Source organism: Streptosporangium sp. NPDC001559, assembly GCF_042893955.1.
Taxonomy (GTDB): Bacteria; Actinomycetota; Actinomycetes; order Streptosporangiales; family Streptosporangiaceae; genus Streptosporangium.
The window spans coordinates 204,196-224,135 of the sequence record NZ_JBIAVG010000004.1 but is presented as its reverse complement, the minus strand read 5'-3'; the positions used below and the strand labels follow the sequence as shown (position 1 = coordinate 224,135).

23 protein-coding genes are annotated in these 19,940 nt (G+C 70.0%); 11 read left to right on the top strand and 12 right to left on the bottom strand.

The window, feature by feature from the left end; all coding sequences use genetic code 11:
- The first annotated feature begins 112 nt into the window (after positions 1-112).
- Positions 113-382 (top strand): GlsB/YeaQ/YmgE family stress response membrane protein, encoded by a 270-nt coding sequence (locus ACFYY8_RS11015; protein ID WP_390039488.1) that lies wholly within the window; start codon positions 113-115, stop codon positions 380-382.
- 174 nt (positions 383-556) lie between these two features.
- On the opposite strand, the gene ACFYY8_RS11010 is transcribed toward ACFYY8_RS11015, so the two are convergent.
- On the bottom strand, positions 557-1,552 hold the full coding sequence (locus ACFYY8_RS11010; protein WP_390039486.1) for a sporulation protein: 996 nt from the start codon (positions 1,550-1,552) through the stop codon (positions 557-559).
- Positions 1,553-1,827: 275 nt separating this feature from the next.
- Here ACFYY8_RS11010 and ACFYY8_RS11005 point away from each other — a divergent pair, with 275 nt between their 5' ends.
- Together ACFYY8_RS11005 and ACFYY8_RS11000 are read left to right on the top strand one after the other, a co-directional pair.
- Positions 1,828-2,517: a YoaK family protein gene (locus tag ACFYY8_RS11005; protein WP_390039484.1), complete on the top strand. Its 690-nt coding sequence runs from the start codon at positions 1,828-1,830 to the stop codon at positions 2,515-2,517.
- A gap of 53 nt (positions 2,518-2,570) precedes the next feature.
- Complete coding sequence (locus ACFYY8_RS11000; RefSeq protein ID WP_390039482.1) at positions 2,571-2,930, top strand: SDR family NAD(P)-dependent oxidoreductase; 360 nt, start codon at positions 2,571-2,573, stop codon at positions 2,928-2,930.
- 52 nt (positions 2,931-2,982) lie between these two features.
- On the opposite strand, the gene ACFYY8_RS10995 is transcribed toward ACFYY8_RS11000, so the two are convergent.
- Positions 2,983-3,741 carry a class I SAM-dependent methyltransferase gene (locus ACFYY8_RS10995; protein ID WP_390039480.1) on the bottom strand — a complete coding sequence of 253 codons (759 nt, stop codon included), beginning with the start codon at positions 3,739-3,741 and terminating at the stop codon, positions 2,983-2,985.
- A gap of 154 nt (positions 3,742-3,895) precedes the next feature.
- Between ACFYY8_RS10995 and ACFYY8_RS10990 the strand changes: the two genes are divergently transcribed.
- Positions 3,896-4,498 (top strand): TetR/AcrR family transcriptional regulator, encoded by a 603-nt coding sequence (locus tag ACFYY8_RS10990; protein ID WP_390039478.1) that lies wholly within the window; start codon positions 3,896-3,898, stop codon positions 4,496-4,498.
- A 51-nt stretch (positions 4,499-4,549) separates the two neighbouring features.
- Here the strand turns inward: ACFYY8_RS10990 and ACFYY8_RS10985 are convergent, their stop codons facing one another.
- Positions 4,550-4,762: a DUF397 domain-containing protein gene (locus ACFYY8_RS10985; RefSeq protein WP_390039476.1), complete on the bottom strand. Its 213-nt coding sequence runs from the start codon at positions 4,760-4,762 to the stop codon at positions 4,550-4,552.
- Positions 4,763-5,115: 353 nt separating this feature from the next.
- A complete protein-coding gene (locus ACFYY8_RS10980) occupies positions 5,116-5,712 on the bottom strand; it encodes a dihydrofolate reductase family protein (protein WP_390039474.1) in 597 nt (198 codons plus the stop codon).
- Between the two features lie 171 nt (positions 5,713-5,883).
- Here ACFYY8_RS10980 and ACFYY8_RS10975 point away from each other — a divergent pair, with 171 nt between their 5' ends.
- From ACFYY8_RS10975 to ACFYY8_RS10965, 3 genes are read left to right on the top strand one after another with little or no spacing between them, the layout of a single operon-like run.
- Positions 5,884-6,627: a CPBP family intramembrane glutamic endopeptidase gene (locus ACFYY8_RS10975; protein ID WP_390039472.1), complete on the top strand. Its 744-nt coding sequence runs from the start codon at positions 5,884-5,886 to the stop codon at positions 6,625-6,627.
- Positions 6,628-6,641: 14 nt separating this feature from the next.
- Entirely contained in the window at positions 6,642-6,992 is a 351-nt protein-coding gene (locus ACFYY8_RS10970) for a PadR family transcriptional regulator (RefSeq protein WP_390039470.1), read from the top strand.
- Positions 6,989-7,747 carry a hypothetical protein gene (locus tag ACFYY8_RS10965; RefSeq protein ID WP_390039468.1) on the top strand — a complete coding sequence of 253 codons (759 nt, stop codon included), beginning with the start codon at positions 6,989-6,991 and terminating at the stop codon, positions 7,745-7,747. Before ACFYY8_RS10970 ends, ACFYY8_RS10965 begins: the two co-directional genes overlap by 4 nt.
- A 6-nt stretch (positions 7,748-7,753) precedes the next feature.
- On the opposite strand, the gene ACFYY8_RS10960 is transcribed toward ACFYY8_RS10965, so the two are convergent.
- The 4 genes from ACFYY8_RS10960 to ACFYY8_RS10945 all read right to left on the bottom strand — a co-directional run bounded on the left by ACFYY8_RS10960 (position 7,754) and on the right by ACFYY8_RS10945 (position 10,962).
- Entirely contained in the window at positions 7,754-8,617 is an 864-nt protein-coding gene (locus ACFYY8_RS10960; RefSeq protein ID WP_390039466.1) for a class I SAM-dependent methyltransferase, read from the bottom strand.
- Positions 8,618-8,928: 311 nt separating this feature from the next.
- A complete protein-coding gene (locus tag ACFYY8_RS10955; protein ID WP_390039464.1) occupies positions 8,929-9,114 on the bottom strand; it encodes a hypothetical protein in 186 nt (61 codons plus the stop codon).
- 344 nt (positions 9,115-9,458) lie between these two features.
- A complete protein-coding gene (locus tag ACFYY8_RS10950) occupies positions 9,459-9,656 on the bottom strand; it encodes a ferredoxin (protein WP_352015502.1) in 198 nt (65 codons plus the stop codon).
- Between the two features lie 94 nt (positions 9,657-9,750).
- Positions 9,751-10,962, bottom strand: a complete 1,212-nt coding sequence (locus ACFYY8_RS10945) for a cytochrome P450 (RefSeq protein ID WP_390039463.1) — start codon at positions 10,960-10,962, stop codon at positions 9,751-9,753.
- A gap of 148 nt (positions 10,963-11,110) precedes the next feature.
- Here ACFYY8_RS10945 and ACFYY8_RS10940 point away from each other — a divergent pair, with 148 nt between their 5' ends.
- Positions 11,111-11,791 carry a TetR/AcrR family transcriptional regulator gene (locus ACFYY8_RS10940; protein ID WP_390039461.1) on the top strand — a complete coding sequence of 227 codons (681 nt, stop codon included), beginning with the start codon at positions 11,111-11,113 and terminating at the stop codon, positions 11,789-11,791.
- 5 nt (positions 11,792-11,796) lie between these two features.
- Here the strand turns inward: ACFYY8_RS10940 and ACFYY8_RS10935 are convergent, their stop codons facing one another.
- Positions 11,797-12,270: an RrF2 family transcriptional regulator gene (locus tag ACFYY8_RS10935; RefSeq protein WP_390039459.1), complete on the bottom strand. Its 474-nt coding sequence runs from the start codon at positions 12,268-12,270 to the stop codon at positions 11,797-11,799.
- A gap of 80 nt (positions 12,271-12,350) precedes the next feature.
- Between ACFYY8_RS10935 and ACFYY8_RS10930 the strand changes: the two genes are divergently transcribed.
- Positions 12,351-13,112: an SDR family oxidoreductase gene (locus ACFYY8_RS10930; protein WP_390039457.1), complete on the top strand. Its 762-nt coding sequence runs from the start codon at positions 12,351-12,353 to the stop codon at positions 13,110-13,112.
- On the opposite strand, the gene ACFYY8_RS10925 is transcribed toward ACFYY8_RS10930, so the two are convergent.
- Positions 13,097-13,693, bottom strand: a complete 597-nt coding sequence (locus ACFYY8_RS10925) for a hypothetical protein (protein WP_390039455.1) — start codon at positions 13,691-13,693, stop codon at positions 13,097-13,099. The genes ACFYY8_RS10930 and ACFYY8_RS10925 overlap by 16 nt on opposite strands.
- Positions 13,694-14,129: 436 nt before the next feature.
- Here ACFYY8_RS10925 and ACFYY8_RS10920 point away from each other — a divergent pair, with 436 nt between their 5' ends.
- Entirely contained in the window at positions 14,130-15,785 is a 1,656-nt protein-coding gene (locus tag ACFYY8_RS10920; RefSeq protein ID WP_390039453.1) for a fibronectin type III domain-containing protein, read from the top strand.
- A 258-nt stretch (positions 15,786-16,043) separates the two neighbouring features.
- On the opposite strand, the gene ACFYY8_RS10915 is transcribed toward ACFYY8_RS10920, so the two are convergent.
- Positions 16,044-17,126: a GlxA family transcriptional regulator gene (locus ACFYY8_RS10915; RefSeq protein WP_390039451.1), complete on the bottom strand. Its 1,083-nt coding sequence runs from the start codon at positions 17,124-17,126 to the stop codon at positions 16,044-16,046.
- A 72-nt stretch (positions 17,127-17,198) separates the two neighbouring features.
- On the opposite strand from ACFYY8_RS10915, the gene ACFYY8_RS10910 reads away from it, so the two are divergent.
- Entirely contained in the window at positions 17,199-17,954 is a 756-nt protein-coding gene (locus ACFYY8_RS10910) for a DJ-1/PfpI family protein (protein WP_390039449.1), read from the top strand.
- Between the two features lie 12 nt (positions 17,955-17,966).
- Here ACFYY8_RS10910 and ACFYY8_RS10905 read toward each other — a convergent pair whose 3' ends face one another.
- Entirely contained in the window at positions 17,967-19,805 is a 1,839-nt protein-coding gene (locus ACFYY8_RS10905) for an SIP domain-containing protein (protein WP_390039447.1), read from the bottom strand.
- Positions 19,806-19,940 lie beyond the last annotated feature (135 nt).

Here is a 19,940-nt window from a genome sequence, read left to right as displayed (position 1 = left end):
GGCGGCGCTCAGAACTCCGGGAACCACGACGGGTCGCCCGGTCGTTGACGCGACGTCAGGTTGACCGCCTCCACCCCCCGGTCGGAGGCAGCCTCACAGGAGTGTGCGCACCATGGCAGTGACCGGCATCATCTCCGCAGTCATCGTCGGTCTTGTGATCGGAGTCCTCGGACGACTCGTCGTTCCCGGCCGTCAGAACATCCCGATCTGGCTCACCGTCGTGATCGGCGTCGTCGCCGCGCTGATCGGCACGGCGATCGCGACCGTGCTCGGCGTGGCCAGCACCCGCGGGGTCGACTGGATCGAGCTGATCATCCAGATCGCCCTGGCCGCCGTGGGCGTCGCCTTCGCCGCGGGTCAGTACGGCAGGCGCCGGTCGTAGCCGCCCCTTCCACGAGAACAGATGTGGCCCCCGCCCGTTTCAGGGCGGGGGCCACATCACGTTTCACCACCTGGACCCAAGACCGTCCGGCCGGGCGGATCCGAAGCGGGCGGGCCGAGACCGTACGGCGGGGCTGTTCGAGGTCGTACAGCCCGTCCAGGCCGGGCGGCGGTTCTACCAGTCGCCTTCGCCCTCGTCGTCGCCCTCGAAGATCTCCTCGACGACCTCGCCCGCGACGAAACCGCCGACCAGACCGGCCGCTCCGGCCGCCGCGACCGTGCCCCAGCCGGGACCCCCGTCGTGATGGCCGCCATGGTGACCGCCGTGGTGCTCCCCGTGGTGCCCGCCGTACCCCCCGTGGGCGTAGGGGTCGTGATGGCCGGAGAAACCACCGTGACCGCCATGGGACAGGGCGGCGAGCCAGTTGTTGATCTCACCGGCCCAGTCGCGGTGCGGCGCCCCGTGGTGGTCGCTCTGCCAGTGGGCGAAGGAGTCCCCACCGTGGCTGTGGCCGCCCGAACGCTTGTCGGCCTCAAGGATGAGGTCGAACCCGCCCGGGTTGGTGACGAAGGTCAGCTCGACCTCGTTGATCCGCCCCGAGTAGGCGGGCGGCGGATAGAACTCGATCTCCTGGTAGAACGGCAGCTGCTGGTGGACGCCACGGATGTGGCCCGTCTCCAGGTCGGCGCTCTTGAAGTGGAACCCGAGCTGGGAGAAGGCCCGCAGCACCGCCTCCTGGGAGGCCAGCGGCTCGATCACCAGCGGGTCCATGTCGCCCTTGTCGACCGCGGCGGCGATGGACAGCTCGGTGCGCACCCCCAGGGCCATGCCGTGCAGGTGCTGACCGCCGATCTCCGAGAGCGGAGACTCCCACGGGACGGCGATCTGGAAGGGGATCACCCTGTCCTGACCGGTGCGCAGGGAGAACGGCCCGGAGACCGAGACGTTGTGGAACTCCACCAGCCCCACGTACTCTCCGTCGCCGTGCTCGGACTCGGTCCTGGCGACCAGGCCGAGCGAGACGTACTCGATCTCGGCGTCGAAGTCACCACCCTTGATGTGCACCTCGCCGTGCAGCGTCCCACCGGGCTGCACACGCGGGGTGGCCAGAACCGTGTCCACCGAAGGGCCTCCGACGCCGAAGGCTCCCAGCATCCGTTTGAAGATCACGGCTTCCTCTCCTGCTACCGATGCCTGTGAGATGTGATCATTCGGCCAAACGGCCACGTCACCACCGGAGTTCCCGGAGACCGGATCAGGCCACCTCAGCCCACGGAGCCTCGGCCCGTCGCGCCTCGGAGTGGGGTCGGGCGGCGCCTCTCCCACGACTCTCGCGTTGGGTCCGGGCGCCTTCGCGGGTAGGAACCGTCTCACGTCGGCACGGCGATGGGGAGTTCGGGGATGGACGGCGTCGTGGGGGCGCGGAGCCGTACACGGGGACGGTCGTGAGGGGCGGGTTGCGGCGGGTCTCCGACCTGCTGTTCGTGCCCGGGGCGAACCGGCACGGCATCCTGCCCGCCCTGCTGGTGGTGCTGACCGTCACGACCGGACTCGTGGACGCGCTCAGCTTCCTCGGGCTGAGCCGGGTCTTCGTCGCCAACATGACCGGCAACGTGGCCTTCCTCGGTTTCGCCCTGGCCGGTGACCCGCAGCTGTCGGTCTGGGCGCCGCCCCTGGCCGTGGCGGTCTTCACCGCCGGGGCCTGGAGCACCGGCCGTCTGGCCCGGTGGATGCCGCAGGCGCGGCGGGAGTTCACGGTCCTCACGGCCGTGCACGCCCTCCTGGTCGCGGTGGCCCTCGTGGTCGCCCTGCTGGCGGGCCACCGTACGGCCGGCGTCCGGGCTGCGCTGATCGCCCTGCTGGGGTACGGCATGGGCCTGCAGAACGCCGCGGCACGCCGCCTCGCGGTGCCCGACCTGGTCACCATCACCGTCCTGACCAGCACTCTCACCCTCCTGGCCGCCGACCCACCGGAGCGGGCCGGGCTACGCCGTTCGGTCTCGATAACCGCCCTGTTCACCGGCGCCCTGACCGGCGCGATCCTGTTCCTGAACCTCGGCGCGGTCCCGGTCCTGGCCGTCGCCCTGGCCCTTCTCACCGCCGTGACCCTCGCTTCCCGCTCCCGTCCCCGGTAGACCGGCCACTGGACGTTCCCAGGGCACGGGCCGCTCAGCCGTACCGGGTTCAGGTGTGGTTCGGGTCGTCGGCCACGCCGACGTGTGCGCCAACGTCGTCGGCGCGGGCCGTCTCCAGCACCGCGGCCGCCCTCGAACAGCTCACCCGCAGCTGGGCCCTGGAACTGGCCGGCGACGGCGTCCGCGTCAACGCCCTGGCCCCCGGCCCCACGGAAAGCCAGGCCCTGGCCGCCGCCGGCCTGCCCGAGACCGTCGTCGAGCAGATCAAGCAGGACGAGGCCGCTCGCATCCCGCTCGGCCGTCGCGGCGAACCAGAGGAGGTCGCCACCTGGATCCTGCGTCTGGCCGACCCCGCCACGACCTGGCTGACCGGCCAGGTCCTCACCGTCGACGGCGGCCTGGACCTCGTCTAGCGGGCGGGGCTCCCGCCCGCTTCACGTGGTCGATCGTGAGGGCGGATCCGGTTCAGGTGGGCAGGGACGCGGTGACGGCCATCGTGGTGTAGGTCATGGTGAAACCACCTCCGATGTCGTCGATGGCGGCTCCGACGTCCTGAAGTATCTCGGCCAGCTTGTCCGGGGGGAGCCGGGTGAGCACGCCGGTGGTGGGGAGCAGGTCGAGCCAGTCGGCGCGGCTGTAGTACCGCTCCCAGTCGAACCGCAGGTGTTCCGGCTCGCCGAACACGGTCGCCTCCCTGATGCCGTCGGCGAACGTCGTGAACATCGTCCGGTAGACGTCCCCGGCCGGTTTCGGTGATGCGGCGCCGAGTGGCGAGTCGGGCACCGCCTTCCCGAAGGCCGTGGCGAACGCATCGGCGACGGGGGGTGGCGCGTCGTAGGCGTGGGCGAACACCGCGAGCAGGCCACCGGGGCGCAGCACCCGCGCCGCCTTGGCCGCGCCCACGGCCGGGTCGACCCAGTGCCAGGACTGCCCGGCGACGACCGCGTCGAAGGTACGGCCCGCCGCGTCCCAGTCCTCGAAGGTCGCGACCTCGACCTCGACCCCGGTACGGCGGGCGAACTCGGCCATCCGCGCGTCCGGCTCGACCCCCAGCACCTCGCATCCGGCCGCCAGGAACTGGCGGGCCTCTATGCCGGTGCCGCAGCCGACGTCGAGGACGCCGAGACCGGGACTGTCGGCGATGATCCGCCGCACCAGGGCGTCGGGGTAAGGGGGCCGGGCGCGGTCGTAGCGTTCGGCGTCGACTCCGAACGACTCGGCCATCTGCCTGGCCTTATGGGCTTCGTTCCGCTGGGGCTCCGGTTGCTCTCGCATTAGAGTGGGCATGTGCCCACCATAGTGGGCACATGCCCACTCGACAATCGGGTTACGGTTCGCGGTAAGCGAAGAAGGGTTCGAGGAGAAGGAGGGGCCGGAGATGCCGACCGGGGTGGCCCTTCGGGACGTACGGCAGCAGCTGTTCGACGCCGCCGAGCGAGTCCTGCTCCAGGACGGGGCGAACGGCCTGACCAGCCGGGCCGTCACAACGGAGGCGGGTGTCGCCAAGGGGGTCCTGCACCGGCACTTCGAGGACTTCGACGCCTTCCTCGCCGACCTCGTGCGAGACCGCATCGCCCGGCTTGAGGGCCAGGCCGCGACCCTGCGTGGCTCGGCGGGGACCGGAGACGTCGCGGGCAACCTGACCGGGGCGTTGGTCGACCTGTTCGACCCGGTCGCCGTGGGGATCGTCGGGCTCATCATCTTCCGGGACGAACTACGCGCCCGGCTGCGTCAGGGCCGACCGGCTCCCGGCATCCCGGTCCTGACGGACGCCGCGACCATGGTCGCCGGCTACCTGAGGGAGGAGCGCGAGATGGGCCGCATCGCGGTGGACGCCGACGCGGACGCACTCGCACTCTCCCTGATCGGCGCCGGCCACCTGCTGTTCGCCGACCGGGGGAGAACCGCCCCGGGACCCGGCGAAGTCGGCAGGGTCGTGAACGCCGTCCTCGCCGACGTCATACAGAGACGCCTGCTGTGAACCGGTGACCGGCGTTCACCTGGTTCATGGGCGTCGTCCCCAAACCGGGGGTCAGAAGTCGAACTCGCCGTTCTTGGCGCCGTCGATGAAGGCGTCCCAGACTGCGGCGCGTACGACGTAGGGGGCCTGGTCGGGGGCCTCGGTGTCGCGGATGGCGACGCGGCCCCCGGAGAGCGGGGCGACCTCAAGACAGTTGCCGCCATTGGAGCCGCTCTTGGTGGCCTTGCGCCACGGGGCGTTTCTCAGCTCTTCGCTCAGGTTCATTCTCAGGAACCTCCTCTGACCTCGGAGCGGCTCGCTGCTGAGGTGTTCTCGCATGGTCGTGGTGTGTTCTTCATCCTGAAGTCGTGGCTCAGAGCGGTCAACAGGCCGTGGAGGACGCGCGAGCGGGCCGCCGGGCGTTTCAACTCGGCTCGAACGGTCCTGCGCCGACCGTCGCGGGGCACCTGGCGGGGAGGTGAAAAGGCTCGTCGTTCCGTGAAAACACAGCAGCCCCCTCCGCGGGCATCCGGAGGGGGCTGCTGTGTTTTCATGGGTCCCGGTCGCACCGATCACGTGGTCACACGGTCACACCGATCCTGTGAGCACGCCGGTCGCACCGAGCACCGGTCGAACGGTCACGCGGGTACGGCGGGGCGGTAGACGCACACCTGCGCTCCCGTGGTGGCGGTGACCAGGGAGACCAGGTCGAACGTGTGCAGCGCGCCGTCGCCGGGGAAGATCGACTTGCCGCCGCCGAGGATCACCGGCATGACGACGAGTCTGAGCTCGTCGACCAGGCCCTCACCGATGAGGGTGCGCGCCAGCGTGGGGCTGCCCATGACCAGCAGGTCGCCCCCGTCCTGCTCACGCAGCTTCCGGATGTGGGCCACGGCCTCCTCGCCAGGCAGAAGGCTGGTGTTCTCCCAGGTCAGCTCGTCGTCGCGGAGGGTGCGCGAGACCACGTACTTCTGGATGGAGTTCATCCGGTCGGCGAACGGGTCGCCGCCGCGCTCCGGCCAGGCCGCGGCCATCGTCTGCCAGGTGCGGCGCCCGAACAGCAGCGCCTGCGCCGCGGACAGCCCTTCGTCGAAGAAGCCGCCGACGACCTTGGGGTCGAAGAACGGGTGTGACCAGCCGCCGTGGGTGAAGCCACCGTCGGTGTCCTCCTGGGGGCCGCCCGGTGCCTGCACGACGCCGTCCAGGCTCATGAACTCGCTGATCACGATGCGCATGGGTCTCGCTCCTTCGATGTGCTCTCGTCCCGCCACAGGCTATTGCCGACGATTTCAACTGTCAAGACAACTCAATTTGTCGGCACCGAGTGGCCACCGCAATCTAGGTTGTATTCCTAACTAGGTTGCTCTACCGTTTAGATAGCGAAGCACTTAGCGGAGGTTTCCCCCATGTCGTTCACTCCCCTGGCCCTTGCACTGTCGGTCGTGCTGATCGTTCATCTGGTCGTCGTCAGCCCCTTGATGGGCAAGCGCACCTACGACCGGCTCGGCCGTACCCGTGACCAGGACCCCGGCGTCTACCGCAGGATGCTCACGATCTGGAGCGCCGAACTGTGGGTGCTGGCCGCCATGGCGTTGGTGATCGTCGCGATCGAGCCGAACCTCGACCTGGCGGACATCGGGCTGGTGATCAACAGGCCCGCGGCCGACACCCTGGGGATGGTCGTCGGTGCCGTGTTCATGATGGCGGTCGTCTTGTTCGCCCGCGGGTGGGCCGCTGCCAGGGCGGACAAGACGTCCAAGACGACTCGGGCCGCCCTCCAGCAGAAGGCCGTCAGCCACCTGCTGCCGCGTACGAGGACCGAACGCTGGTACGCCGCGGGACTCTCGGTGACCGCGGGCATCACCGAGGAGATCGTCTTCCGGGGGCTGCTCATCGCCGTCGGTACGGAGGCCTTCGGCCTCAGCCGGGAGGTCGCGGCGGGGCTCGCGCTCGCGGTGTTCGTCGCGGGCCACGTCTACCAGGGCTGGCTCGGCATGATCCCGGTCGCCGCGGCCGGTCTCGGCCTGACCTTCGTCTACTTCAGGACCGGAGACCTGCTCCTGCCGATCGTGGTCCACGCGATGATCGACCTGGTCGCCCTCGCGTTCGCCAAGCGGCAGCGGACCGAACTGGTCAGGGAAGCGGCATAGGTAGGATCGCCAACATGACGAACGACCGGCGTGCGAGCTGGCTCAAGGGCGTTCTCGACCTGCTGGTCCTGGCCAGCCTGACGGCCGGGGAGAACTACGGCTACGAGATCGCCAAGGACCTGGCCGAGTCGGGCCTGGGTCAGATCAAGGGCGGCACCCTCTACCCGGTGCTCAACCGGCTTGAGGAGGCGGGGCTGGTCACCGCCGAGTTCCGGGTCACCGAGCGCGGGCCGGGGCGCCGCTACTACCGGCTCACCGACCAGGGCAGGCGGACGCTCGCCGAGCAGAGCGGTCTCTGGCTGAGCTTCGACGAGTCCGTGCGCGCCGTACTCGGCAGGGGCGGTACGGAGAAGGTGTCACGATGAACGGTTACTTCGAGCGGCTCACCGCCGCGATGACCGAGGCGGGCATGCCCGCGGACCGGGTCGAGGCGACCGTCGCCGACCTTCGGGCCTACCTCGCCGAGAGCGGCGGCGACCCCGAGGAGGAGTTCGGCCCGGCGGACGAGCTGGCCGCCGAACTGACCGGCGCCTCGGCCCCGCCCGTCGAGGGCGCCCAGACCTGGCGCTGGACCGCCGACCTGTTCCACGACGTCAAGATGCTCAACGAGTACGGCGCGCAGGGCTGGGAGGTCGAGAAGGTCGACGTCAAGGGCATGTTCGTCAGTGCCCGCGACCCCGAGCACCCCCAGCAGTGGGAGTACCGCAGGGAGACGCGCCGCCCCGGCGTCGTCGAGTCGCTCGCCCCCGACGGCTGGGAGCCGTGCGGCACCTGGGTGTGGTTCGAGTACTTCAAGCGTCCCAGGGCCGCCAGCCTGGGACCGGCCGCCGAGCTGAACGCCCCGCCGCGGGGGCCGGGGCGGGGCTTCTTCCTCAGCCCGAAGTTCTACGCCCTGGTCGCCGTCCTCCTGGCGGCCGAGGTCGTGTTCACGGTGCTGTTGCTGGTCGTCGGCAAGACTGAGATCGGGGAGTTCGACGGCCTCGACACCCTGTTCGGCCTGCTCACCGGCGTGACCCTGGGGGCGGCGGCCATGGTGGCGGTGCTGTGGCTGTTCAGCAGGCTACGCGGCGGGGGCCGTGACGACCACGACCACGACGGCGGGAGCCGGCGGGCACCGTAGGAGGGGTCACGCGGCGGGGGCCGGGACCACTGCGCGGACCAGGCGGCAGTTCTCCGGGGGCAGCAGCCTCTCGTTGCTCAGCCAGCTCTCCGGATCGGCGGCCTCCCGCTGACCGACGTGCTCGGCGACCGTCAGGCCGTGCTCCGCGAGCGTGGCGGACAGCTCCTCGGGGGTGAAGAAGCTCAGCCAGGGCTCGCCGCGCTCCGCCGCCGCGGCCATGGCCATCTGGCCGAAGGCGGTCGCGGTCTCGTCGCACAGGGCGGGCGGCAGGGCGTACTCCATGACCAGTTCGCTGCCGGGAGCCAGCCGGCCGACCGCCGTGAGCGTGGTGCCGATGGCCTGGGCGGTGAGGTACATGCTGACGCCGAGCCAGCTGACCAGGGCGGGTTCCGCCGGGTCGAACCCCTGGGCGACGAGCCGCTCGACGAGGTCGTCGGCCTCGAAGTCGGTCTCCACGAAGACCGGTCCGTCCTGCGGGGCGACGCCCGCCGCCGTGAGCAGGCCGCGCTTCCAGCGCTGGGTGGCGGGGTGGTCGACCTCGAAGACCGTCACCTCGCGGGCCAGGGGTGAACGGTTGGCGAAGGTGTCCAGACCCGCGCCGAGGATCACGTACTGCTTCAGCCCGAACCCGGCCAGTTCCGCCAGCCGAAGCTCGGTGTATCGACTACGGGTGGTGACCTGCGCGCGGACGCCGGACAGGATGAGGTGCTCTCCGTAGGCGCGGTGGTAGCCGATCAGCTCCTCGGCCCGGTCGCCCAGCAGGGCCTCCGCGAGGGTGTCCTCGAAAATGAAGGGTGCTCGGTCGACCACCAGATGGGCGGCGCGGGCCGCCGCCGCCATGAGCGCGGTCTGGCTGTACTCGTCGTTCATCGGCTGTTTCCTTTCGCGGTTTCCAAGCCGTTGAACGACGATGCTAGGGGCGTGCTCGGGTGATTGTTTCCATCATATCAGTTGAAAATTAATTTAACGTAACGGCCGGATGATGATACGGGCTCACCGTGTTTTCTCCGCAGGCCGGCGCCCCGTGGGAGGGCGCCCCTCCGCGCGCCGGGCGTGTCGTCCTCGCCGGGGCCTCCCGCGCACGAAAAACGGGGCCGCCCGGTTGGGCGGCCCCGCGGGGGGCTTGCCGTACGGCTGTGACCTCTAGGTGTTCTTCGAGGTCACAGCCATGTTGTCAAGGCTTAGAGGAAGTAGTAGACGTCGACTCTGCCGTCGGAACGGTTGGCGAAGACGGCTTCGCCGGCCTGCTGAGCCGGGGCCCTGTTGACGAACGCGACCGCCGCCGCAGGGTTCGCCTGGATGATGTGCCGCCAGATCTTCGGGGCTGCTGCGAGGGCTTCCTTGCTGGCGACCTCGGAGTCACTCATTTTGTTCTGCCTTTCTGCCGATAGGCGGTCGTGGAGAGGTGTTGCAGCTCATGTATCGCACGACAAGAAAGGTGATGTGTATGGCCCCAGGGTATGTATTGCATTTCTTTTCGGCTGGTTCGCCGATTGTCAGAAAGGGCGAATTCTTTTATGTGCGCCTTTGTGTGGAAATGGAACGCCGGTCGTTTGTTGTCATTGGCGGTATATGTGAACTTGGTGATGTGTGACATGGCATTGATATGGGGGCAGAAGAATGGCTACCAAGAGTAATCGATTATTAACCCTGAGTCGTGAAATGGCTCGCGGACCGAAAGCCCCGGGGCGACGGCCCCGGGGCGGGGGTCTCAGTCCTCGTGGACCGTGATCGTCGAGGTCGGGCAGACCGCGGCGGCCTCACGGACCGCCCTGTGCAGCTCCTCGGCGGGAGCGGGTTCGAGCAGCACGACGATGCCGTCCTCCTCGCGCTGGTCGAAGACCTCGGGCACGGTCAGCACGCACTGCCCGGCGCCGCAGCACCTCGTCTGGTCAACGCTCACTCTCAAGCCCATGCCGACTCCTCCTTCGCCGTCGTGGACGTCGCCGTCGTGAATGTCGCCGTCACGGGCGTCGACGCCATGAGCGTCACTGTCACGACCTTCACCACCGGACCGGCAGCTCGCTCAGCCCGCCGACGGCCAGTCCCTCGACCCGCCGCAGCTCCTCCTGGGGTACGGCCAGCTCCAGGGTGGGCAGCTTGCGCAGCAGTACCTCAAGGACCACCTGGAGTTCGGTACGGGCGAGGGCCTGGCCGAGGCAGGAGTGGATCCCGGAGCCGAAGGCCAGGTGCGGGTTGGGGGAGCGGGTCATGTCCATCTCGGCCGCCGCGTCGAAGACGCCCTCGTCCCGATTGGCCGAGGCCATGCTGCAGATCACGGTGGTGCCCCGGGGCAGTGCCGTACCGCTGACCTCGATCTCCTCGTGCAGATAACGCGGCAGACCGATGCCCGCGTTGGCGTCGAGGCGCAGCGCCTCCTCGACCGCGGTGCGCACCAGCGAGGGGTCGGCCAGCAGTCGCTCCCACCGGCTCCGGTCGCTCAGCAGCATGGCGACCATCTTGCCGATCATGTTGGCGGTGGTCTCGTGCCCGGCGACCAGCAGTCCCATGCCGGTGACCACGATCTGGAGGTCGGACAGGCCGCCCTCCTCGGGAGGGCCGACCGCGATCAGCTCGCTGAGCAGGTCGTCGCCCGGCTCGGCGCGCTTGGCGGTGACGTGCTCCGACATGTACTGGAAGAACTCAAGCTGGGAGGCCTCGGTCTCCGCCTTGGTGTAGCGGGTGAGGTTGAGCAGCGCGTCCGACCAGTGGGAGAAGCGGTCCCGGTCCTCGGCGGGCACGCCGAGCATGTCGCAGATCACGTAGACGGGCAGCGGGAAGCCCAGAGCGGCCCGCAGGTCGCCGGGGGCGCCGCCGGCGACCATGTCGTCGACGAGCCGTTCGGCGATCTCCGTCATCTTGGGCCGCAGCGCGATCATCCGTTTGGCGGTGAACCACTTGGCGACCAGGCGTCGCCAGTGCTGGTGGCCCTCGCCCGTGTCGGGGACGATCTGCGACATCTCCCCGCTGAACACCCCGTCGCCCTCCGCCGAGAGCCGGGCCGCGTCGGGCGCGTCGAGTCGGCGGGTGAAGCGGGGGTCGGCCAGCACCCGCTTGACGTCGTCGTACTTGGTGAGCAGTGTGGCCTGGTCGCCACTGGGCAGCCTGACATGGGCCACGGGACACTGCTCACGCAACCGCTCCCACTCGGCGGGCGGCTCGAGCGCCGTCTCACCGGGGAACGGGTAGTTCAGAAGCTGCTCGTCGGTAGTCACGCGGGCCTCTCCTCCGAACGGAACGGTCGATGGGGGCGCTCGCCTCGGGCGACGATGCCTGATCTTCCTCCCGTACGCCCCCTGTCATCGAACTTAACCTACATATGGAGGAAAACCTACATGTGTAGGTAGAAGGTAGATTTATCCCGTGACCACGAACAGAGACGGCAGAGCTCCCCTGGGTGATCGGCGGGTGCGCCGTACGCAGAAGGCGTTGCAGGCCGCGCTGATCGAGCTCGTCGAGGAGCGGGACCTGTCCCGTCTCAGTGTCGCCGACGTCGCGGGACGGGCGGGGGTGAGTCGTTCCACCTTCTACGACCACTACCGGGACGTCCACGAGCTGGCCGAGGCCGCCTGCACCGTGATGATCGACGAGCTGATCGGGGCCGTGCCCGGTCCTGGCTCGGTCTCGGCGGACCCGGCGCGGGACGCCCCCCAGAAGTTGCTGGCCTTCTTCACCACGCTGGCCGAGCACGCCGGACTCTACCGTGCCCTGCTCGGGCCGAGCGGGAGCGCGCGGGTGATCGACCACATCCGCCGCCGTGCCACCGCGGCGGGGTACGCCGGGGCACGTCAGGCCAGGGGCAGGGCCACGGTGGAAGGCGCAGGGGAAGCCGCGGCGGAAGGCACGGTGGAAGGCACGGTGGAAGGCGCGGGGGAGGCCGTACGGCAGGGTGACGGCGACCCGCACGACGTGCCCGCGGCCTTCGCCGCCGGGGCGCTGGTCGGAGTGGCCGCGGACTGGCTGCAGCGCGGCTGCCCGCGCACACCCGCCGAGATGGCCGACCTGACCTGGCCGCTGTTCACCGCCCTCTACCGCCGGGGCTGAGCCCGTCAGGGCTGGGTGAGCAGTCGTGACCGGGTGCGGGCGGGGGCCGTACCGGGCAGGGTGTCCAGGACGTCGGCGAGGGAGACCCCGGCGAGGCTGCTCCGCCACGCCTCGTGCGCCTCGGCCATCTTCCTGGCCAGCACGCAGGTGTCCTGACACTGCTCGGGGGGCAGCGCCCCGCGCCCCTGCATGCGGATCTCCCGGCACTCGTACGGCGAGGCCGTCCCGCCGACCGCCTCGACGATCTGCAGGAGCGTCACCTCCGAGGCGGGCCGCGCGAGCCTGAACCCGCCCCGCGGACCCGTCGTCGCGGCCAGTACCCCCGCCTTGACGAGCAGCTGCAGCTGCTTGGCGAGATAGGGCGCGGGCAGGTCGTAGTACTGAGCGAGCTGCGCCGCCGACGCGATCTCCCCGGGGAGGAGCTGCGCCAGTGACGCGGCGCAGTGCAGGACCCATTCGGTGCTCACGGGCAACTTCATGCCATGAGTCTATCTAAGACATTGCGGATCTTTTTAGTCCGAGATAGCGTACGGATGACATCACGGGAGGAAAGGTCATCATGCGGATCGCAGTCGCCGGTGCCACCGGCAACATCGGAGCCCTCACCGTCGCCGCCCTCGAAGGGCAGGGGCACGAGGTCGTACGTGTCAGCCGTTCGCTCGGCGTCGACCTGACGACCGGCGAGGGGCTCGACGCGGCCCTGACCGGGGTGGACGCCGTCGTCGACGTCACCAACGGGGGCGAAGGAGACCGGGCGGAGGCGATCGCCTACTTCGGCGCCACGACGCGCAACCTGCTGGCGGCCGAGGAGCGGGCGGGCGTCCGGCACCACGTGCTGCTGTCGATCGTCGGCATCCACAAGATCGAGGGCAACGCCCACTACGCGGGCAAGCGGGAGCAGGAACGGCTCGTGTCCGAGGGGCCGGTGCCGTGGACGATCGTGCCCGCCACGCAGTTCCACGACTTCGCCGCCATGGTGGCGAGCTGGACCGAGCGGGACGGCGTCGCCACCGTCGCGCCGCTGTTGGTGCGGCCGATCGCGCCCGCCGACGTGGCCGCCGTCCTCGCCGAGGTCGTCACGGGTGAACCCCAGGGTCGTCATCCCGACGTGGCCGGGCCGTACACGGAGGACCTGGTGGACATGGCCAGGCGGACCAACGAGGTGCTCGGCCGTAAGGTGCGGCTGGTGCCGACGTGGGCGGAGCTGTTCGGCGTCGAGATGGCCGGCGAGGTGCTGCTGCCCGGCGAGGGCGCCCGCATCGCGCCGACCACCTTCGAGGAGTGGCTCGGGCGTCTATCGGAGGATCACGGGAAGAGGTAGGCGATGTCGGCCCGGTCGTTGCCCGAGCCGAGGGCGTCCGCCTTGTACCACGCGCGGGAGCGGTTCAGGGTCGTCGCGTCGTCGTAGATCGCCCCGCCCGCGCGGTCGGACTGGTTGTTCTCCAGGGCGCTGGTGATGTCCTGCCAGCCGAAGTCGGCCAGCTGGTGGAAGCCGTACTCGTAGAAGGCGATCATGGCTCCGCCCTCGCGGTCCCACAGGGCGTGCTGGTACAGGCAGTAGTCGCCGTAGCCGCAGGCGATCCTGGCGTAGGCGGTGCGCGCGGTGGCCTTCACCGGGGTGGGGAAGGTCATGACGGCGCCCTTGTCGCTCCAGACGATCTGGTTGGCGCCCTTGCGCTGCCCGCCGTACCTGGCGATGTGCTTCTCGATCTTTCCGGTCAGGTCGGCGTCGTCGACCGAGGTGAAGTTCGTCTCCTCGGCCCGTGCGGCGGAGACGGAGGTGGTCGGGGAGGGGTCCGGTGTCGGGACGGCGGCACCGGCGGGCGCCTGGGCCGTGACGGTGAGCGCGACCGCCGCGGCGGTGAGCGAGACGGTGAGCGACAAGGCTCCTCTGGCCTTCATGTGTCCCCCTTTTGTCGGTGAGTTTTCCCCAGGGCGATTGTGCGCCGCGTACAGGAGGAACCGACAGCTGGGAACGCGCCAAAAAGCACGGATTCCCTGCCACCGTCGCGCTCATCGACGGCCTTCATTGTCAGGAGTGCTTTACCGGAGTCCTTGCAGGGTCGTCAGGGCGACGTTACAATCCGAATCTATTAGGAAAGTTTCCTAATGGAAAAACGGTGAAGAGGTGTTCACCTGCCTCTTCGCGCTTAACGGGTCGCTTCGGCGTCCGCGCTGAACGTGACCCTGTCCCGTTACACATGCCGGCCAGGCAGTGCCGACGTGAAATCTCGGTACGGCCCGCCCGGTGAAAGACGCACTCCGGCCCACGGCCGTCCCCACCTTGCGGGACAGCGGCGGGCATGCCAGAACACCCCCCATCCTCTGGAAGTGTGACGTGAGATTTCGTGTCCTCATCCTCGCGCTCTTAGCCGCCGGCATGACGGGCCTGGGCGCCCCCGCGCTGGCCGACGCCGGCGCGGTACAGGCGAGTGTCCAGGCCGTCGCCGCGGCCTGGGCTCCCTACACCTCCTACACGGCGGGCACCGTCGTCACCCACAACGGCGTCGACTACCAGTGCCTTCAGAGCCACACCTCGCTGCCCGGCTGGGAGCCCGACCGGGTTCCGGCCCTGTGGAAGGTCAGCACGGGCGGTCCCAATGACCCGACGCCCCCCTCGGTCCCCGGCAACGTGCGCGTCACCGGCACCAGCTCCAGCAGCATCTCGCTGGCCTGGGACGCCTCCACCGACAACGTCGGTGTGACCGGCTACGAGGTCTACCGCGGCACGACCCTGGTGACCACCGCCACCGGCACCAGCTACACCGACTCGGGTCTGGCCGCCTCGACCAGCTACACCTACACCGTGCGCGCCCGTGACGCCGCGGGCAACCGTTCCGAGGCCAGCACCGCGGTCACCGGGACCACGCAGGGCGACAACGGCGCCCCCGGTCAGCCCGGTACGGTCTCGGTGACTCCGACCGCGACCAGCATCACCCTGACCTGGGTTGCCTCCAGCGGCACCGTGACCGGCTACCGCGTCTACGAGGGCGCCACGCAGAAGGCGCAGGTCACCGGGACCACCGCGACCATCTCGGGCCTCGACGCCTGCCGGGCGTACAACTACACGATCAAGGCCTACAACGCCAACGGCGAGTCGGCGGGCCGCGACGTGAGCGCCAGCACCTCCGGCTGCCCCCAGTCGCCCAGGCTGCCCGGCGCCCCGTACCTGTACATGGGCTGGGGCAACCCCCCCAACCCGGGCACGGTGATGGACGCGACCGGCGTCAAGGCCTTCACGATGGCCTTCATCCTGGCCCAGAACGGCTGTAACCCGGCGTGGGACGGCCAGCGTCCGCTGACCGGCGGCTCCGACCAGACCGCGATCAACACGATCAAGTCCAAGGGCGGCAGCGTCGAGATCTCCTTCGGCGGCTGGAGCGGCAACAAGCTCGGCCCGAACTGCTCCACCCCCGAGGCCTTCGCCGGCGCCGTGCAGAAGGTCATCACCGCGCTCGGCCCGGCCGTGGTCGACTTCGACATCGAGAACACCGACGAGTTCGAGAACTACACCGTCCAGGACCGCATCCTCAACGGCCTGAAGATCGTCCGGCAGAACAACCCGAACGTGAAGATCGTCGTCACCATCCCGACGTTCAAGACGGCCCTGAGCGCCGCGGGCGTCCGGCTGGTCAACCGTGCCAAGGAACTGGGCGCGCCGATCGACAACTACACGATCATGCCGTTCAACTTCAGCGGCACCGAGATGTACCAGGACACGGTCAACGCCTCCGAGGGGCTGAAGAGCTCGCTGAAGAGCGCGTTCGGCTGGAGCGACTCCGAGGCCTACGCGCACATGGGCATCTCCGGCATGAACGGTAAGTCCGACAACAACGAGACGACCAGCCCGGCCCAGTGGACCAAGATCCGCGACTGGGCCATCTCCAAGGGCCTGACCAGGTTCTCCTTCTGGGCGGTCAACCGTGACCGGGTCAACGGCGGCGGCGTTCCGCAGGCCGAGTGGGAGTTCACCAAGATCACCGCGGGTTTCTGACCTTCGGCAATGATCTGACCTGAAGATCGGAAAGGGGACGGGGCGCCACCCGTCCCCTTTTCTTTTGCTTATTCACGATTTTTCGGGATGTGTCCGGGAGTTCCGCCGGTCGTTTCTCCGAAGGACCTTTCGGCCGTTCCTCCGAACGTCCTGAACGTCCCCTCGCACGCTCCCTGGGACCGTCCTGAACGCCCCCTCATCCGACCCCCGGGACGTTTCTCACGCGGCTCCCGGACGTCCTGGACGGCCGAGGGACGTTCAGGGCACGTCCGGGACGTCTCCCCGGGCGTTCTCCCGGAAGCGGAAGGCGGCGCGGTAGGCGCTGGGGCTGACCCCGGCCCGTTGGGCGAAGCGGGCGCGGAAGGACGCGGGCGAGCCGAAGCCGCAACGCTCGGCGACCCGCTCGACCGGCAGGTTCGTGCTCTCCAGCAGTTCCCGCGCCCGGTCGACCCGGGCCCGCAGCAGCCACCGCAGCGGCGTCGTCCCCACCTGGTCCTGGAAGCGGCGGTTGAGGTTGCGGACGCTGGTGTTCGCCTGGCGGGCGATGTCGGCGAGCGTCAGCGGCAGGTGCATGTGCTCGCGCGCCCAGCGCAGCGTCGGCCCCAGATCGGCCCCGCCGGGTGCGGGCGACGGGTGGCGGACGAACTGGGCCTGCCCGCCCTCGCGCTCCGGGGCCATCACGACGCCCCTGGCGACGTTCGCGGCGACCGCGGGCCCGTGGTCGTTCAGCACCACGTGCACGCACAGGTCGAGTCCGGCCGCGACACCCGCCGAGGTGAGGATCTGCCCGGTGTCGACGTACAGGGCCTTCGCCTCGACCTCGACCAGCGGGTAGGCGCGGGCCAGCTCCCCGGTCATCCGCCAGTGTGTGGTGGCCCTGCGCCCGTCGAGCAGCCCGGCGGCGGCGAGCACGAACGCGCCGGTGCAGATGGACAGGACACGGGCACCACGCCGCGCCGCCGTACGGAGGACGTCGAGCACCTCGGGCGTCACCTCGGGCGCGCCCCGCGTCAGGCCGGGAACCACGACGGTGTCGGCGGAGGCGGCGTCCGCGAGCGGGTGCCCCGGGCTGAGCCGGAAACACGCGACGCCCACGGCGGTGGCCGTCACCTCGCCGGGGCCGCAGACCAGGACCCGGTAGAGCGGCGTCCCGCCGGGCGAGTACGCGCTGGCGAACACCTGGCAGGGCACACCCAGGTCGAACGCCACGACCCCGGGCAGCGCCAGCACGGCGACGGTGTGCGCAGCGCCGGACGCGCCACCGGACACGGCGGTGGACACGGCGTCGGGCACAGGAGTGGACACGGTGCCGGACACGCCGAGGGGCACGGGGGTGGACACGGCCAGAACCTAGCGCACCACGGCACTCACGCCACTGGTCCGCCCCGGCCGCCGACCGCAGACTCATGGCTCATGGAACGCAGAACCCTTCTCCAGAGCGCCGCCGCCGTCACCACCGGCGCGCTCCTGCCGACTGCGGTGAGCACCGGTACGGCCTCAGGAACGACCACGGCGACGACCACGGGCGCGGCCGGGACCACGACGTCGGGGTCGCCCCTGCGGCGGGTGCACATCGTCCTCTTCGACGGCGTCGAGGAGCTGGACTTCGCCGCCCCGCTGGAGACGCTGGACATCGCGAGCAAGTTCGGCGCGCCCATCGAGACGACGCTCGTCACCTGCGACGGACCGAGAACGATCGTCGCGAGCTGCGGCAGCAGGATCCAGGTCACCGCCCCCTGGCAGCCGGAGAACGCGGACGTGATCCTGGTGCCGGGCGGCTACGCGCGTGACCCCGACCGGCCGGGCGTGGCCAGGGAGATCAAGCGGGGGGTGATCCCCGCCGCCCTGCGGGCCGCCCGCCGTACGCGCCCTGTCATGGCGTCGGTCTGCGTCGGCGCCCTGCTGCTGGGGGCGGCGGGCCTGGTCAGGGGACGGCCCTGCACGACCCACCACATGAGCAAGGACAAACTGGCCGAGCAGGGCGGCAAGGTCGTCGACGCCCGGGTGGTGGACGACGGCGACCTCGTCACCTCGGCAGGGGTCACCAGCGGCCTCGAACTGGCCCTGTGGCTCGTCCAGCGCGGTCACGGCATCGACGTCTCCCTCAACGTCGAACGGGTCCTGGAGTACGAACGCCGGGGCGCCGTCTACCGGACCGGCCGCGACTGACCCGGACAGACCTCAGCGCGCGGCCTCGAACACCCACAGCCGGTGGTCCCAGCCGATGTTCCTGGAGAACCTGACGCGCAGCCCGGCCTGGGCGGCGAGCCCCTCGATCCGCTCGGCGGGACGCAGCCCGGAGCCGAAGGCGCACTTGAGCCGCAGGTGGTAGAGCATGTCCTCGGCGTCGTAGAAGTCGTCCGGCATGCATGGTTCGACCATGACCAGGTCGGCGCCGTCGGGCAGGCCGTTCGCGGTCTCGGTGAGCACCTGTACGGCGTCGCCGTCGGGCAGCCAGGTCAGCAGGTGCGCCAGCAGGTAGGTGCCGTCCCCGCCGGGCGGCACCGCGCTCGCCGAGGCGACCAGCTCGACCTTCGGCAGGACGTCGGTGTCGAGCACGCTCTCCCTGAGCACGCCCAGCGCCGACGGCATGGCCGCGATCCGCACCTTCAGCGTGGGGAAGGCCTTGACCAGGGCGTTGACGACGCTGCCCGTCCCGCTGCCCGCCGCGGTCAGCGAGCTCACCTTCTCCCAGTCGTAGGCGCCGACGACGCCGGGCACGACCCACAGCGCGGTCTCCTCGACGATGGAACGGGCGGAGCCCCCCAGCGCCTCGTCGGTCCGTACGGCGACGCCCAGCGTCTGTCCCGCCGCGGTGCGGTAACCGCTCTGGCCGGTGCGGAGCGTGTGCACCAGTCCGGACAGCGACAGGTCGAGGGCGGCATGGGCCCCGTCGAGGTGATACTCCTCCGCCGAGTGGTCGTCCTCGATCAGCTCGTCACTGATGGGGGTGAGCCGGTAGCCGCCGTCCTCGTCGCGCGCGAACACCTCGATCGACACCAGGTAGGACATCAGCACGCCGAGGGTCTCCGGGTCCGTGGCGGAACGCCGGGCCAACTCGGGCAGGTCACGCACCCCGGAGTGGACCAGGTCGACCAGGCCGAGCGTGATCGCGGCCCTGACGGCGAATCCGGGCGCCAGGTCGGTCATCGTGTGCAGCCGCTCGTGGGCGTCGTCGTCCTCCTCCTCGTGCGCCTCGGCGGTGGGGGAGGGCGCGGTGTAGCGCCAGTAGCCGGTGATGTGCATCCACTCGCGGGGCACCTCCCGTTCGGTGACGAGGTGTCGCCGGACCTCCTTGAGGGCGCCCGCCTCTCCGGCCGCCCAGACGAACACGGTCCCGGGCAGCCACTCCAGCTCCCGTACGGCGCGCGCGAGCAGGTCGGTCGTCCCGGCGGGGGAGCCGTCCCGCGACAGCCAGACGACGTCGGCGTCCGCCCTGGTCGGCAGTTCCTGCCGGTGGGAGGGGTCGGCGATCTCGATGAGGACCTTGGCCCTGGTGCCCTCGGGCATCTCCTCCAGCCAGCGGCCGATGGCGGGCAGCGCGGTCTCGTCGCCGATGACCAGGAGCCAGTCGGCGCCCTCCGGGTGGCTGTGGGACATCTTCGGCCCGGCGATCCAGGCGACCTGTCCGGGGGCCGCCTGGTCGGCCCACGACGAGGCCACGCCGCCGTCGTGCCGTACGAAGTCGAAGTCGATCTCACCGGTCTCGGGATCGAAGCGGCGCGGGGTGTAGTCCTTGGCGAGCGGCCGTTCGTCGACCGGCCAGTCGAGGCTGCTGACGTTCTGCGTGGGCAGCACGGGCGGCTCGTCCCCGACGCCGAAGAAGAACTTCACGTGGTCGTCGAAGCCCTCGGAACGCAGTTCGGGCAGGTCGAGCCCGTCGCGGGTGAAGGCCCGCAACTGCTCGCCGCCGAAGGTGACCCGCCGCATTCCCGGCGTGACGTCCGAGACACGCAGAACGGTCAGCTCTCTCAGCACGATGGGAAAGGTGACGGCCGCACGGGGATTGCGGGTGGGCATCTGCGCTGCTCCTTGGTAGAGGGCGACGGGCTCAGGAAACTGACCATAGGACGAACAGGGCGAAACAAATCCAACCGGGCGGCCAAACCGTGTGTCCGTCCGTGCCATTCAGGCGCTCACGGCGGCCGTACATCT